This window comes from Emergencia timonensis (genome assembly GCF_900086585.1).
Classification (GTDB): Bacteria; Bacillota; Clostridia; order Peptostreptococcales; family Anaerovoracaceae; genus Senimuribacter; species Senimuribacter timonensis.
Window position 1 is genome coordinate 424,410 of the sequence record NZ_FLKM01000008.1, and the last position, 15,549, is coordinate 439,958.

Below are 15,549 nucleotides of genomic sequence, written 5' to 3' on the forward strand. Positions count from 1 at the left end.
AGGAAATCCCCGAGCCCTTCACAGTGGATACGGCGGCCGATAACATCCGCCATATGAGCAATTCTGATGCCAAAACCATCCCTTTCATCGCCATGACCGCCAACGCGTTTGACGATGACATGGAAAAGAGCAAGGCTGCCGGCATGAATGCGCATTTGGCCAAACCGATTGAACCTGAGAGGCTGTATCAGGTCCTCTATGACTTTATTTTGAGGCAGGAGGAATAAAGAATGTGGGCAGCCATAGAAGACTGCGACGAGTTCCTATCAAGAGCAGTAGAATTAGAATAAGGCAAAACAGAAACAGCCGCCCTTGACGTATTGTCTTAGGCGGCTGTTTCTTACGAATCTACGTCTCACTGTGGGAACTTGCCTGAATAGTACCTGCTCTGCAGATAACTAGTGCCTTGGCTATACGGCGCAGCTCCCTTTTTATAGACTGGCGTCTTTTTGCCATCCCGAATCCAGGTATAGCTGAGGGGCCTTTTCCCGAAAAAATCTGCCTTCCCTGCTGTCACGGTGATTCTGCCGGCTTCCCCATTGCTGCCGTCCAGGAGGATCAGGCTGCCTTTGCCGTCATACCTGCACAGATACATGGTAGTCTTAGTTCCGGACTCCTCATCATACTGGCTGCTATACGGACGGTTGATATAATAATAGTTGAACCCTTCGAATGTCCCTTTCTTTTCGTTTGCAAAGGTCAGATTCTTTTCATCGTAATCCAGGTTTTCATTACTGAAAAAAACGCAGATGTCATGTCCTGATGTGCCGTCCGCCTTCAGATCCTTTGCAGTATTGAAAACACCGTGAAAAAGGACTGCAGGCCTGCGCAGCTTCTCATCCAGCGCTTTTTCATTATCCCCTCTGATACGGATTAGCAAAAATACCAAGGCAACGATAAAACAGAGAACAACAATTATCGCGCTGATAACGGTTTTCTTTCTACTCTTCATTGGAACCCTCCCTTTGATTATATGTAGAAGTATATCGTAAACAAATTATATCATTTCACATTACCTAATTCAATAAAAACATTTTTGACATATATATAGTCTGCTCCCAAAATGCTAATGTCTTGGGGAAACATAAAGAAAACTGTCCCACGATGACATTCTGTTACAATAACGTTATGCTTTTTGAGAATATCTGCACATTCTCGCGTAACTGACTCACAGTCAGACGGTTTTGACAGGGGGTATAGCAGATTCCGGCTACTTTTTCTATCAATTTTTCCGCCGCATAGGGCTTCCACAATCCGTAAAAGTAACGGAGCACAGCATATTCGTAAATTCTTCATAGAATCATGTCCTATCTCGAAGTCTATGGAGAGCTATGGCGTCTGCTACCGCCGTAGTGTTACGCGAAACCTTTTGGACAGGACCAAAAAACCTAACTTTATTGTAAAGAATGCTCGCTCTATACCCCCGTCCCGTATACGTTGCGCCAGGCAATTGCTTTACACAACCCTCTTTTTACCGTATATATAAAAACGGAATGCCATTCAACCGAACAGTATCCCGCATTATTTTATTTTAATTTACTCATATAGTTTTGCTCTTTGCTGATCTTCTCTTCCTCTGTCAGGTCGAATCCCAGAGTTCCACCCGGGTTCATGATGCCGTCCGGATCAAAGTGCTCTTTGAGGGTGCGGAAGACTTCGTATTCGTTATGACCGATAGACCCCTCCAGCCAAGGCGCGAACATCTTGCCGATGCCGTGGTGGTGGCTCATGGATGCGCCGCTCTTCTGGATCGCATCGAGAATACCTGCGTGATAAGCCTTGAACTCCGCCGGATCGTGCATCCGCGTGATGAAAATCCAGTACAGGTTGGCTCCCTGAGGATAGACGTGTGACATGTGGGTCATACAGATGGTGTGCGGTCTGGATTTGACAAACTTCCTCACTTCTGCATGGACTTTGCTCATGTTGCTCCAGTTGACGGAGCATTCCATGGTGTCCATGACCAGGCCGAAATCCTGCATGGTATCGCGCATGTAAGGGTCGTTGAATCTGCCCTTCTCCCAACTCTTTGTCACATAACCGGTCAACGTCAGGCCGCCGTACTTGCGGCACACCCGCTTTGTATGTTTTGCCAGGTTCTTTGAAAATCCTTTTTCGCCGTTGGTAAAGCTAAGGAACAGGCACATCTTGCCCTCCTCAAAGCCTTTTAGTTTGAACAGATGACGAACCGGTGAGTCGATGACGTTGTACATGTGCAGCATGATGTTAGTTTCCTCCGGATCGGAGAGACGGAACACCGATGGGTAACCGGCTTCGGACTGCATAATTTCCTTTGCCGCTGCCTGCGCCGTCTCCCAGTCCTTGAACATATAGGAGAATCGTTTGACCGTTTCCGGCGTGTGGCGGAAAATCTTTAAGGTGACGTGTGTCAATACGCCAAAGGTTCCTTCACTGCCCATCATGATCTGGTCCAGATCCGGTCCGCAGGCTTTGCGCGGGTAAGTGTCTGTTTTGATGGGGCCGATCGGCGTTGCATATTCCTGGGCTATGACGATGTCCGAAATGCAGCCGTAGTAAGTAGAGTTTTGACCGGCGCCGCGAGTGACCACCCAGCCGCCCACAGAGGAATATTCGAAGCTCTGAGGGAAATGGCCGCAGGTGTAGGCTCTTTTTGCTCCAAAGAGTTCCATTGCATTGTTCAGCACTTTTTCTAGCTGCGGGCCGCTCATGCCTGCCTGCACCGTGATTGTCTGATCTTTTTCGTTGAACTCGATGACCTTATCAAAACGAAGGCGCATATCGAGAGAGATACCGCCTTTCATACATTCCACGCCCCGGGTGACGGAAGAACCGCCGCCGTAGACATAGACAGGAATTTTTTCCTGCTGACAGTAGGCGACAATCTGCTCCACCTGCTCTTTGGTGTCGGGATAAGCTACTACATCTGGCACATTTTCCACGATTTTGTTGCGCAGACGCATGATATCGTACATGGTCTTGCCGTAGGCCACGGACAGCCGGGCGTAATTGTCAGTTCTGACAAATTCGTCGCCGCAGATTTCCCTGAACTTGGTGATATGTTTTTCTTCCAGCTTTACAGGAATGTCAAAATCCACCTCGTCTAACCCCAGGTCTTCGGTGTAGCCTTTGAAATCGTCGTCTGTCAATTCGAAGACGTCTTTGATCATCTTGTAAAGGGATTCCCGAGGGGCTTTGATCTGTCTCTTTTCTCCCCATTTAAAAATTGAGCGATAGCTTTTGTCTGAATAGTCGTCGTCGAACCATTTCGGTTCAAATTCTTTATACGGATGTGACATTGTTCTCCTCCATCTCCCTGCTAATGTTATATAACGGTTTTAATTTATCAAATATTTTTACAAAGATTTCGTTGTAAATTCTGTCATAGATTTTGTGCACTTCCATGTTCGGTTGAAACTTATCTTTGATGTGGACCATGGATGCCGTTGCCTGGTCCAGGTCGTCAAAACGGCCGATGGCCGTAAAGGCAATCATGGAGCTGCCGATGACGGCTGCTTCGTAGGTCTGAATGCGGCAGACGGGAACGCCGAACATGTCAGCGGAAATTTGGCAGATTTCATCGCTGCGGGAACCGCCTCCTGCCACATAAACTTCGTTCGTTTTTGTACCCATGCGCCTTTCCAGGGTTTTCATTCCTTCCATCAAAGCAAAGTTAATGCCTTCAATAATGGCTCTGTAAATATGTATCCTGGTGTGAACGTCAGAAAAGCCGATAATAGAACCGCGGGCGTTTGGCATGGATACCCCCGGCGTAAAATATGGCTGAAAGACCAGACCTTCGCAGCCAGGCGGTATCTCCGCCAGCCGTTGGTTCAGCAGCTCTTCTGCACTGACCCCTTTGCTCTGGGCCTCTCGTTCCTCCTTCTCAGCGAATTCCTTTTTAAACCAGGAAATCAGCCAATATCCTCTGTATATTTCGATTTCCGGATTATATCGTCCTTTATAAGCAGAAACATATGGCGGGAAGAAACGCTGGGGTTCCACATAGCGGTCTATGGTATACTGCACCGTAGCTGTGGTGCCGAAGCTGACGGCTGCTTTTTCCGGTGTGGTGCAGGACAGGCCGATGGTCTCACAGCCTTTATCGGAGCCGGTGGCGATCAAAGGCAGACCTGCCAGGATGCCTGTCTCAAGGGACGCCTTAGCTGTGATTTCTCCCAGCACCTCACCGGGGTGCTTTAGCGCACAGAGCTTCTCTGGAGGGATGGGGAACACACAATTGGTCAGGTCCTTACTGGTCTGCCAGCGCGCATTTTTATTGTCATAAGGTACGTGGCCGATAATATTTGCGGTGGAATCCACCATTTTGCCGGTGAAGCAGTAGTTCATGTAGCCGGACAGCATCAGATACTTATACGTTCTCTGCCAAATTCCCGGCTCGTTTTTCATAATCCAGTTACAGTGGCAGATTTTGCGGATAAAATTAGCGGTGCCAGTCATGCCGGCAGCTTTAAAAAGCATCTGATTTTTTGCTGGAAAGGATTCTGTCATTTCTACTTCCCGTTTGTCCAGCCACAGAATAGCGGGACGTAAGGGAATGCCGTCTTTGCCTACGCAGATATCCGTATCGCGAATCGTCGTAATACTGACGGCCTTTATGCGGTTCCAGAGATCACCTGACGTCGCCTTCAGCTCTAAAGAAGCCTTACAGATTCCGTCCCAGTAAAATTCTCCCCTTTGCTCTGCCCAGCCAGGGCTTTGGGAAAAATACGGCTTCTCAAAGTGAATCTGTCTTTTTGAAAGCAAGTTTCCCGACGCGTCTACGAGTACAGCCCGCAGGCTCTGGGTCCCGATGTCAAATGTTAGTACCAAAGGTTCCATTTCGCACCTCCTTAATGGTTCTGCTCCCAATTTACAAAGCAAATGTTGGACAGAACTTATGCTTTATCAAATTGTCATTGTTGCAATGATGTTTACACCTGTTTCTGCAGCATTTTCAAGAACAACATCGCCGCAGACCATTCTCTTCGTTACCACTAGCCTCTGCAATTCCTCTAAAACCGCGGCGACAGCATATTTGGGGACCTCTCCATTTGTCCGTACAGGCAGGAAAGGAAAATCCTCAAAGACTGTTTTGACCGTGGTGGTAATCGAGCGAGTTGGATTGGTCAGTTCCGTGCCGGCAAAAGCGTTGCCTCTAATACAGCGATTTCCCGTTACCTCCAGTTCTCCCTCCTCTGTCAGTACACCGTGAAGGCGACAACCATTTGGGCAGACAATACAGATTAAATCTTTTTCTATTCGCTTACTCATGGGCTGCTTCCTCCATAACAAAGTATAAATCTTCTTTTAATTCTAGTTGCGCAAAATCAATTTCAACTTTCTCCATCTCAGGGGGCCTCAAACCGCCATACTTTTTCCTAAATATTTCCTCATTGCCTAAATACAGTTTGACGGTAATCGTATCCCGCGTTGCCTTTGAGCGAAAGAAAAACTGTACCTTTTTGTTGGTCTCTGCCTCAAGGCGGGAGGGAACAATGTAGGCAAAATCACTGCTGCCTTTTACAGAAACGTAATTAGACGATGTAAAAGGCCTGGCAGCCTGTTTCGCAGCAGCGGCACCTGCTTTTTCACCGCTTTCTGACACATAATCGACCAGATCGTTAACATGTAATGCGTTGCCGCAGCTAAATACGCCGGCAACGGTGGTCTGATAGTCCTGATCGGATAATGGGCCTTTGGTCTCAGGGAGGATGGCGATCCCCAGCGTTTCGGCCAGCTCGTTTTCTGGAATGAGTCCCACCGATACAATTAACGTATCGCAAGGAATGTATTCTTCCGTGCCTGAAATGGGCTGCATCCTTTGATCTACAGCACAGACAGTGACACCGGAAAGCCGCTCACGGCCGTGAACTTCTATCACTGTATGGGAAAGATGAAGAGGAATGTCAAAGTCCACCAGACATTGATAGATGTTCCTTGAAAGTCCGCTTGGTTCTGACTTTGCTTCATATACGCCGAGCACCTTAGCGCCTTCCAGGGTCAGGCGCCTGGCCATAATCAATCCGATGTCGCCGGAACCGAGAATGACGCAGTTTTTTCCAGGCAGCTGGCCTAAAACATTGACGAAGTATTGCGCTGCCCCGGCTGTCAAGACGCCGGCGGGACGAGTGCCGTGAATCGCCACTTGTTTTGCTGTTCTTTCCCGACAGCCTGTAGCTAAAATCAGTGTTTTAGAAAATACCCTTTCGTAGCCATTGTTCTGCGTAAGAGAAAGCTCAAAACCACCAGATATATTGCTTATTTGCGATGCAAATGTCAAAGTTCTGATTTCAACATCTGTTTTTTCAATTTCCTCGATAAAGCGGCAGGCATATTCACAGCCAGACAATTTTTCTCCGAATCTAATGAGACCGAATCCATCGTGAATACATTGCTTGAGTACGCCGCCGAGCCGTTCTTCACGCTCTATCAGTAGAACCTTGGCTTCAGCTTTTGATGCGGAAATTGCAGCGGCCAGACCTGCCGGTCCCCCGCCGATTACGGTAACATCATAAGAATTCACGGCTGCCTCCCTTCTCCCCAAAGAGAATTTCACTGCCGGGATATCCCTTGCGAACCTGCATTAGCGGAATCTGCTTTTCTTCCGCAATCAGTCTGATGACCTGCTGTCCGCAGAAACTGCCCTGACATCTTCCCATGCCGGGCCGCACCCGCCGTTTGATGCCGTCTACTGTGTCGCATGGCAAGCTTCTTCTCATGGCGTCGAGAACTTCCCCTTTGCTGACTTCTTCACAGCGGCATACAATTTGGCCGTAGTCGGGATTTTCCTTAATCAGATTTGCACGTTCTTCGTCTGTCAGTTCCTTTGGCCGTATAATTGCCTTGCGGATCGGGTTAAATTTTGGGTTCTTGTTTTTTTCTCCTAAAAGCTCTGTAACCAAAGACTCCACTTGAAGCCCTATGGCTGGCGCCGCTGTGAGGCCGGGAGATTGGATACCTGCTGCATGGACGATATTATCGGTCAGTCTCCCCTTTTCTATAATGAAATCTTCTTCATAAGTCGCAGCTCTGATACCGGTGAAATAGGTAATGATATCGCCTGTAGTCAGCCATTGTCCTGCGTGGCTGTGTTTCTCAAAGGTAGACTCTATACTCTCTTTGTGCGTTGCAAAATCCTCTTTTTCTATGGTTTCCGCCGCATCAGGTCCGACCAAAACATTGCCGTCTACGGTACCCACGATGCCGCCTCCTTTGGTGTGTCCGCTCTTAGACTGTGTGCCCATGAGGGTATAAATGGTTTTAATATGTCGGCGGGCTTTTTTATCGAGAATGGCGTTGGTGCCTTTCCGCGGATGAATGGAGAAAAAACGATCCCCTGCCATCTGCGCAATATCTTCTGCAAAGACGCCGGCGGCGTTGACGACAATTTTAGGATAAATGGTGCCGCGGTTCGTAGAAACACTTTTAATGCGGCCGTCTTTGACTTCCATCTTTGAGACTGCGGTATTCAGTGCAATTTCGGCTCCATTGTCTACGGCGTTTTCTGCAAAGGCAATGGTGAGACCGTATGGGCATACTGTTCCCGCGCCGTCAAAGTAAAGGGCGCATTTTGCTTCTGGTGAAATGCCAGGCTCCAATCTGCGCAGTGTTTTTCCTGTGATGACATGAGCTTTGCCGGCTGCCGTCAGGTTCCAATAAGGAATTGTCAAAATGAGCAGCGGCAGATAGGATATTTTCTTAAAACAGAGAAATTGACCGCTGCGCACAAAAGGAACGTCAAGTTCTTTGCAGACTTTGTCGTAGAGGGCATTGCCCAGATTATTCATCTTCTTTTTGAGAAGGCCCGGCCTGATATCGATTCCGGGGTGAACCATGCCATCGTTTCTCGACGAAGCATGCAGGGCAACATCGTATTCTTTGTCAATCAGTAAAATTTCCATTTTTTCTTTGGTCAGCTCTCTGGCAATGGCACAGCCGACAACTCCGCCGCCGATGACGAGCACATCAGGGCGTCTTCCCTCTAAAGCAGCGTCGCTGATCTTTGGCTGTATAACGCAAGGTTTTTCTAAGCCGGGCACCGTAATATCGTTTACGATATGCTTTTTACTCCCGCTTTTTGCACACATAAGCCCCGCTTCGACCACCTGATTCCAGGTATCAACGGTACCAGTCAACCGAAAACTGTATCCAGTGTCTGCGATGTGCACGTTCCCGCCAAAACGAATATCGAGGCGCTTCTGCACTTTTTTGATGTTCAAAAAAACCCCACCTCCCCGAAAAAGGTTTTATTCTAAGTCAGCCATACGGCTAACTCTTTCTTACGTTTATTTTACCATTGAAATTCTCGTTGGTCAATGCTATCCTAGATAAGAAAGAAAATACTGGCCGGTTCCATATCCCTCAATCGATAAAGTGTGTATCATGGCGTACCTTAAGAAAGAACACACAGAATACGGATTTATGATAGGACTTTATAGATATTGCAAGGAACCCCTTACAAATACAGGTTAATCTACATCATCATAAGGAAGAACTAGCCGAAACAGCGTAACGGCGTCCCAAGCAGAGGGCTGTGATTAAGCAGGAGCTGGCGTTCGGAAAGAATCTGCGTAACAAAACAGCGGAAACCAGCCGAAACAGCGTAACGGCGTCCCAAGCAGAGGGCTGTGATTAAGCAGGAACTGGTGTTTGGAAAGAATCTGCGTAACAAAACAGCGGAAACTAGCTAAAACTGCGTAACGGTGCCCCAAGCAGAGGACTGTGATTAAGCAGGAGCTGGTGTTTGGAAAGAATCTGCGTAACGAAACAGCGGAAATCAGCCAAAACAGCGTAACGGCGCCCCAAGCAGAGGGCTGTGATTAAGCAGGAGCTGGTGTTTGGAAGGAATCTGCGTAACGAAACAGCGGAAACTAGCCAAAACAGCGTAACAGCACTCCAAGCAGAGGGCTGTGATTAAGCAGGAGCTGGTGTTTGGAAAGAATCTGCGTAACGAAACAGCGGAAACTAGCCAAAACAGCGTAACGGCCCCTATACCAATAGCGGCAGGAATCAAACCTGCTGTCTGGCGATTAATGAAAGGACAACGATTTATGGCGGCACCACATAATGATAATATAAAAGAAAAGATTTTAGATGCGGCGACAGCCTTGCTTGCGGAGAAATCCTTTAACGAGATATCCCTTTCTGAAATTGCAAAGAAATCCGGCGTTTCAAAAGGCAGCGTCTATTATTACTATAAAAACAAGGACGATATATTATATGATGTTGCAGATGGATATCTGCAGCAAATGTATGACCAATTAATTGCCTGGGTGGAGAATAAGGAAAAAGACACCTCCCTGCCGAGGCTTCTGCATTATGTTCTTTCGCGGGGAATCGATGATCCCGGGAAGAACCTGAGACTCCATCTTACTGCGGATGCCATAGCGGGGAATGACCAGATCAGGGAGAAGTTGATTAATCGCTACCGGACCTTCCGAAAAGTAATTGGCGAAAAGATTGCGCAGCGAAAACCTGATGCGGATGCGCAGTATTACGGCTGGCTGGTACTTACCGTCATCGACGGATTGATGATACAAAACCTTCTGGGAAACACAGAAATAGATACGGAAATGTTTATAAAAGACTTTATTAGAGAAACAGAAAGGTAAATGCAGATGTTACAATATTTGATCGTATGTCCCCTGCTCTTTTTAGCAGGGTTTATTGATGCCATTGGCGGTGGCGGCGGATTGATTTCGATACCTGCCTATATTATTTCAGGCGTACCTGTTCATAACGCCATAGCGACTAATAAACTCAGTTCCTGTATGGGGACAGGGCTGACCACCTGGCAATATTGGGTTAACGGCTATATTAGGCCAAAACTGGCGCTGCTCTGTGTGGCTGCGGCTCTTGTTGGTTCCCCTATCGGCGCAGAAATTGCACTGCGAATTGACGCCGATGTATTTAAACTGTTAATGCTGGTCATATTGCCGGTAACGGCTTTTTATGTCCTAAAGAAAAAAGACATTGGAAAAAATGAAGAAGAACTTTCTTTTAAAAAGACTGCCGTTATTTCTGTAGCCGCCGCGTTGATTGTAGGTATGTACGACGGTTTCTACGGTCCGGGTACTGGTACATTTTTAATGCTGCTGCTGACCGGGGCGGCGAAGCTGGATATTTACACAGCTGCCGGCACGACAAAAGCAATCAATCTGACAACAAATATTGGCAGTATGATGATCTATCTTCTCAATGGGAAAGTGATCTTTTTACTCGGTCTTGCGGCAGGAGTATTTAACATGGCAGGAAATTTCTTAGGAGCCAGGTTCTTTCGTGACAAAGGCAGTGATATTGTCAGACCTATTATCATGGTTGTGCTCGTTATTTTCTTTATCAAAATTCTCATAGAAATGGTCGGCTAAAGGATTGGGCTGTGAATTGGATGTGTTATAATCATGTCCGAAAACAGCGAGATTTTTACTATTAGTGTGTTATACTCAATCTATTATTTACAATCACAGTGCAGAGAAGGAGCCGAGACGTAGATGATTACAGAAAGACAGAAGGAAAAAGCGCGCATTTTTTCAACGATGCACAAGGAGGATAAGATGTTTGTTCTGCCTAACGCATGGGATGCTGGCAGCGCGTATATATTTGAAAAACAGGGATTCCAAGCTGTTGCAACTTCCAGTGCAGGGATGGCGTATGACTTGGGTTATCCAGATGGGGAAAATATCTGTTTTGACGATCTTTTATATGCAGTGAGGAAAATTGCAAAACGCATTGACATTCCGCTTTCCGTGGACTTTGAAAGAGGATATGGCAAAACCGTCTGTGAAGTAAAAGAAAATGCCAAGAAGCTGATTGTGGCCGGCGCTGTCGGATTCAACATTGAAGACGGTTTGCCTGATGGCACATTAAATCCGCTGGATCAGCAGCTTGATAAGATCAAAGGCCTTTGTCAGCTCAAACAGGAATTAGACATTGATTTTGTTATCAACGCCAGAACCTGTGCATATTGGCTCAATGTGGCAGGAGAGGAAGAAAAACTGCAGATGGCCATTGAACGCGGCAACGCTTTCGCAGAAGCAGGAGCAGATTGCGTTTTTGTTCCTGGCGCAATGGACAAAACAACTGTGGAAAAGCTTACAGCAGGAATAAAAGCACCGATTAACATTATTCTCAACGGTGTATTTCATGATTATGCCCAGCTGGAGGAACTTGGCGTGCGCAGATTAAGTCTCGGTTCCGGACCTGTTCGTTATATCTACGGCCAGACGATTTCTTTAGCAAATCATCTGTATAACGGAGAGATAGACGAAATGCTGAACAGCCCTTTCGTTTATGCAGAGGCAAACGCATACTTTAAAAAATAGTATTGTTTCGCGTCACTCTCAAAAGGTCTAACGTACTCTATACAATCGCACAAAATACTAGAAAGCCGTATGAACACTGGGTTTGTGCGACTTTTCTTTTTCTTTCCCGCCATTGTTTTATGTGGGATTATCGAGGTCAAATCGTGAAATGGTGCCCGAATTTTATAAGGGGTTGTAAGGACTTTTAAGTAAAGATAAGGGCTGCCGTCCGCTTGGCTTTCCAGCATAGTAAAAAGAGCCTCCTATCCAAGGTTGTACATGCGGCATTGAGGCACAGTCCCCCAAAGATAAAAGACGTTATGGAGCTGCCGAAACGATGGTGTTTAGAGAAAAAATTTCAAAAAGTTTGGGCCTCCCCGCAAGTGCAGGGAGGCCCGCCCAGTTATGCGTCTATCAGCCCCGGAAATATTTGAGATTTACCTGAATCCGCAGGTAAATGAATTGCTGCAAGTCTTCGTCAATGCGGCCATGAATCCGGCTATGCCGGTCAATCATCGGCTGATAGAGCAACAGCAGCTTTTCCAGAGCCAGCTTGTCCCCGCACTGGGCACGGGTAATCAAATCGTCGTAGTTTGCCATATCAAAATCCCTCCTTCTCCATCATGGCTTTCCGCAGCTTGTCCAGTGCGCGGTTCTTCACTTGCCGCACCCAAACGACGGACAGCCCCATGAGCCAGGCCGCCTCCTTCGGGGGCATATCCTCTACGTATGTATGAAACAAGACTTCCTTTTCCAGCGGGGACAGGGTGAGAATTGCGGCGTACAAATCTTCGCCTGTGGCGATCTGCTCCAACGTCACGGCCCGGATAGCTTCAAACAAAAAATCGTCGGACATAGAGGGCAGTTCCCCATGTTCGACGATATTCGACATATCTTCGGCCAGTTCTTCCCGGACATTCAGTTTTTCCATGTGGCGCAGATAATCAATCTTCGCGTGAGTGACGACCTTCTCCAGATAGTCCGTAAACTTCGCAGTTCGTTCAGCTGCACTAAATAATTCATATTCACGGGTGGACGATTCCGCCGCAGCTTTTTCAGCAAATTTTCGAGTTCTTTCATTCTGTTTTTCCATTGAGCTTGCCTCCATGACGCGCCGCCCACAGCGACACGCCATGAACGGCGTGTTTCAATGTTGTTGATTTAGGTTTACGAGTGTCGGATTTTACGGCAGCCAAAAGAGGCTTTTCAAGTAGCCCAATGGAATCACCCCCTTTCCCATGGAATAGGGGGATATGAAAAGAACCGGCCTCCGCCAAAGCGGAGATCGGTCCATACCCGCAAGCGCAGGAAAGCGCGGTGGAGGGCACCCCATTTACTGGCTGGAAACGGAATGAGAAATCACTATGCGGTTGTGCGAAAGTTACGGCATAGGCTCCCGGCATGTGGCGTCCTCCTTGTGCTGCCGTTGCCGTTGGGGTCTAAAAAGGGGCGCAATTACCACGTTCCCCGTAAGTCCTTTTTCAAAAAAGAAAACGGCGGTTGATTGGCCGCCGCTGAAAGCTCAATACCCGCCAAAGCAGCGGAATTTTCACTTTTTCGTTTTGTTAGTACCGGAAGAAAATTTATTCAACACCCTGTTCTAATTTCTTAATGATTTTTGCCGGTACGCCTGCCACGACGCAATTATCCGGCACATCTTTTGCTACAACCGCTCCGGCGGCAACGACCACATTGTTTCCAATCGTAACGCCGGGGAGTATCGTACAGTTACCACCAATCTACACGTCATTTCCTATCGTCACAGGCTTGCTATATGCCTTTTTCTCCCGTCTGCCCCTTGGCGTGAGTGGGTGGCCAACAGTCGTGATTAGCATGCAATAATCGCCAATATGCACCGGTGCAATATCCAAAATCGTTACATTGTAGTTCGTCAAAAAATCCTCTCTGACGTGGATATTTTTACCGCTGTCACAGTTGAAATTAGGCTGGATATAAACATTTTCTCCGGTGGAGCCGAACAGCTCCTTCATTGCCGCAAGCTGGGCCGCGTAGTCGGCGGGGTTAATGGCGTTAAATTTCTCACAGCCCTTTAAGGCGTTCTCTTTGCGGGCGACAACATCAGCGTCAAAAAAGCAGTATTCCGGCCCGGCGTCTAATTTTTCAAGTTCTGTCATTTCTCACCACCCACCCTTTCCGTACTGTTGAATCATATTTGTAACCGTTGCAGATATGTCTTTTATCTCTATGGACGTTGTATTGATACACAGATCGTAGAATGATTTCTCTCCCCATGTCTGCCCCGTATGGAATTGGTAATACTTCGCCCTATGTTTATCAATGGATTTTATTTTTTGTCTCAATTCGTCGTCCGTTAAACGCTCTGTCAACTCGCTCTTTTTTAGACACCGTGCAATCTTAAACGCCATATCTGCATAAACAAAAATGCGCAACGGTTTTTTATCACTCAAAAGATAATCAGCACAACGGCCCACAATGACGCAATCCGACTTTTCCGCCATTTCTTTTATGATGGTATTCTGTTTGAGAAATGCGGATTGATTTGGTTCCATAGCTTGATAAAATTGGGAGGAAAAAGTTCGCCCTATCGTGATGGGAAGTAGGGGTATGAAATTGCTTTCTTCAATTTGTTCTAAATACCCTTTTGTATAACTCGTCCGTTTGGCAAGCTCGTTGATGATCTCCTGATCGTAGTAAGCAATTTGCAGCATATCTGCAATTCGCCTGCCGAGTTCTCGCCCTCCACTTCCAAATTCCCGACTAATCGTGATTATTTTGTTCACCTTTATACCTCCGCACTTTATCTTGTGATATTCTTTAACCAACCGTATTTCCGATAATGGATCACGGCGGCGGGTAGCTTGACAACTTCATCTAAATTGATAATCAGGAACACAACGACAACGGGAAGATTCCAATAAAACGCCGCAAGGAAACCGGCTGGAACAGCAAAAATCCACATGGTAATTGCGTCGCAAATCAAGCCAAACTTAGAATCACCGCCAGCAGGGAAAATCCCGGCTATCGTCGTCATGTTAATTGCTTTTGCAACCATATAGCAGGCACAGAATAGTAACATCCACTTTAAGTATTCGGTCGCTTGGGAACTTAAAACCGTTACATTCAAAATCAAAGGTGACAGCGCAAGCAAGAGCAGGCCGGACGCCACGCCCCCGATAATCGCCATTTTCCAGAGCAAGCCGCCGTACTGCTTTGCTCGGTTCAAATCTCCCATGCCCAATTCGTTGCCCACAATAATGCCGCCGCCGTTGGCAAGGCCGGTACAAAAACTAACAATCAAATTCTTTACAATATTTGCAATAGAATTAGCAGCCACGGCGTCGCTGCCTAAGTGTCCCATAATGACGGAATACATAGTGAAGCCACACCCCCACACCAGATAATCCCCCATCATAGGCACTGTATATTTCCAGTAGTCCCGAACTAAAAGCCGATCTGCTGCAAAGCAATACTTCATACCCAGCCGGATTCGATTTTTCCGCAAGGATTCCACATAGGCCCAAAGTATTTCAATGAGCTTTGAAATAGAGGTGGCAAGTGCAGCGCCTGCAATACCCATTTTAGGAAAAAAGAGCAGCCCAAAGATCAGCGCGGCATTTAAGAAAATATTGATAACAACGGCGCTTGACCCAATCACCATGCTTTTCATGGCATACCCTGTATTTTTCAAGATACAAAGGTAAATTTGCGAAATGCCGGTGAACAGATAAGACCCTGCTACAATGCGAAGATAAACGCTGCCGCCCGCGATCAGTTGCGGTTCTGGAGTAAAAATTCGCATTAACAAATTGGGCGTGAAAAGGGACGCCAAAAAGAACACCGCTGAAATCAAGAAAGAAACTCTTGTGACATACGCAAATATTTTTTCGATAGCGGTTACGTCACCTTTTCCGTAGTATTGTGCGGCTAAAATGCTTGTTCCCATTGTCAACCCACCCATAAACAGGTTGAACACAAAGGTAATCTGCCCGGCCAGCGATACCGCCGACAGGGAATCCTGATTGACAAATCCGAGCATGAGCGCGTCCGAAGCACTCACCGCCGCCAGCATAAATTGTTGAAATGCGATTGGCAGCACAAGGGAAAACAGCTTCTTATAAAAGATTGTTTTCCCACCACCTAACTCTTTTTCTTCCATTGAATAACCTCCTGTCTGTTTTTCATAACAATCTTTAGTATAGAAGAAAGCGGCCAAATAGACAGCGCCAAATCTTAATATATACAGTGGCATTTTCTCATGTAGCATGATATAATGAAAACAAAAATC

At 46.9% G+C, this 15,549-nt stretch carries 17 protein-coding genes; 4 read left to right on the top strand and 13 right to left on the bottom strand.

Annotated elements, in window-relative coordinates; all coding sequences use genetic code 11:
• The first annotated feature begins 23 nt into the window (after positions 1-23).
• Positions 24-227, top strand: coding sequence for a response regulator (locus BN6539_RS03215; protein WP_067533819.1), 204 nt, complete (start codon positions 24-26; stop codon positions 225-227).
• Between the two features lie 128 nt (positions 228-355).
• Here BN6539_RS03215 and BN6539_RS03220 read toward each other — a convergent pair whose 3' ends face one another.
• The 6 genes from BN6539_RS03220 to BN6539_RS03245 all read right to left on the bottom strand — a co-directional run bounded on the left by BN6539_RS03220 (position 356) and on the right by BN6539_RS03245 (position 8,201).
• Positions 356-952, bottom strand: a complete 597-nt coding sequence (locus BN6539_RS03220; protein WP_067533822.1) for a hypothetical protein — start codon at positions 950-952, stop codon at positions 356-358.
• Between the two features lie 574 nt (positions 953-1,526).
• On the bottom strand, positions 1,527-3,278 hold the full coding sequence (locus BN6539_RS03225) for an FAD-binding oxidoreductase (RefSeq protein WP_067533825.1): 1,752 nt from the start codon (positions 3,276-3,278) through the stop codon (positions 1,527-1,529).
• Positions 3,262-4,821: an FGGY-family carbohydrate kinase gene (locus BN6539_RS03230; RefSeq protein ID WP_067533828.1), complete on the bottom strand. Its 1,560-nt coding sequence runs from the start codon at positions 4,819-4,821 to the stop codon at positions 3,262-3,264. Before BN6539_RS03230 ends, BN6539_RS03225 begins: the two co-directional genes overlap by 17 nt.
• 66 nt (positions 4,822-4,887) lie before the next feature.
• Positions 4,888-5,253, bottom strand: a complete 366-nt coding sequence (locus tag BN6539_RS03235) for a DUF1667 domain-containing protein (RefSeq protein ID WP_067533831.1) — start codon at positions 5,251-5,253, stop codon at positions 4,888-4,890.
• Positions 5,246-6,505: an NAD(P)/FAD-dependent oxidoreductase gene (locus tag BN6539_RS03240; protein ID WP_067533834.1), complete on the bottom strand. Its 1,260-nt coding sequence runs from the start codon at positions 6,503-6,505 to the stop codon at positions 5,246-5,248. Before BN6539_RS03240 ends, BN6539_RS03235 begins: the two co-directional genes overlap by 8 nt.
• A complete protein-coding gene (locus BN6539_RS03245; RefSeq protein ID WP_067533837.1) occupies positions 6,492-8,201 on the bottom strand; it encodes an NAD(P)/FAD-dependent oxidoreductase in 1,710 nt (569 codons plus the stop codon). Before BN6539_RS03245 ends, BN6539_RS03240 begins: the two co-directional genes overlap by 14 nt.
• Before the next feature lie 813 nt (positions 8,202-9,014).
• On the opposite strand from BN6539_RS03245, the gene BN6539_RS03250 reads away from it, so the two are divergent.
• The 3 genes from BN6539_RS03250 (at position 9,015) to BN6539_RS03260 (ending at position 11,303) form a co-directional block, all read left to right on the top strand.
• Positions 9,015-9,593: a TetR/AcrR family transcriptional regulator gene (locus tag BN6539_RS03250; RefSeq protein WP_147363158.1), complete on the top strand. Its 579-nt coding sequence runs from the start codon at positions 9,015-9,017 to the stop codon at positions 9,591-9,593.
• Entirely contained in the window at positions 9,594-10,349 is a 756-nt protein-coding gene (locus BN6539_RS03255; RefSeq protein WP_330385051.1) for a sulfite exporter TauE/SafE family protein, read from the top strand.
• 123 nt (positions 10,350-10,472) lie between these two features.
• Positions 10,473-11,303, top strand: a complete 831-nt coding sequence (locus BN6539_RS03260) for an isocitrate lyase/PEP mutase family protein (protein ID WP_067533841.1) — start codon at positions 10,473-10,475, stop codon at positions 11,301-11,303.
• A 393-nt stretch (positions 11,304-11,696) separates the two neighbouring features.
• Here BN6539_RS03260 and BN6539_RS03265 read toward each other — a convergent pair whose 3' ends face one another.
• The 7 genes from BN6539_RS03265 to BN6539_RS03290 all read right to left on the bottom strand — a co-directional run bounded on the left by BN6539_RS03265 (position 11,697) and on the right by BN6539_RS03290 (position 15,420).
• Complete coding sequence (locus BN6539_RS03265) at positions 11,697-11,882, bottom strand: helix-turn-helix domain-containing protein (protein WP_067533844.1); 186 nt, start codon at positions 11,880-11,882, stop codon at positions 11,697-11,699.
• A 1-nt stretch (position 11,883) separates the two neighbouring features.
• A complete protein-coding gene (locus BN6539_RS03270; protein ID WP_067533847.1) occupies positions 11,884-12,375 on the bottom strand; it encodes a sigma-70 family RNA polymerase sigma factor in 492 nt (163 codons plus the stop codon).
• Complete coding sequence (locus BN6539_RS22545; protein ID WP_067533849.1) at positions 12,359-12,685, bottom strand: hypothetical protein; 327 nt, start codon at positions 12,683-12,685, stop codon at positions 12,359-12,361. The genes BN6539_RS03270 and BN6539_RS22545 overlap by 17 nt, the downstream gene beginning before the upstream one ends.
• Positions 12,686-12,865: 180 nt before the next feature.
• Positions 12,866-13,021, bottom strand: a complete 156-nt coding sequence (locus BN6539_RS23400; protein WP_369907440.1) for a DapH/DapD/GlmU-related protein — start codon at positions 13,019-13,021, stop codon at positions 12,866-12,868.
• Positions 13,022-13,417, bottom strand: a complete 396-nt coding sequence (locus BN6539_RS03280) for a maltose acetyltransferase domain-containing protein (RefSeq protein WP_242869368.1) — start codon at positions 13,415-13,417, stop codon at positions 13,022-13,024.
• Between the two features lie 3 nt (positions 13,418-13,420).
• Entirely contained in the window at positions 13,421-14,044 is a 624-nt protein-coding gene (locus BN6539_RS03285; protein WP_067533853.1) for a cytidylate kinase-like family protein, read from the bottom strand.
• Between the two features lie 17 nt (positions 14,045-14,061).
• A complete protein-coding gene (locus BN6539_RS03290) occupies positions 14,062-15,420 on the bottom strand; it encodes an MATE family efflux transporter (RefSeq protein ID WP_067533856.1) in 1,359 nt (452 codons plus the stop codon).
• Positions 15,421-15,549 lie beyond the last annotated feature (129 nt).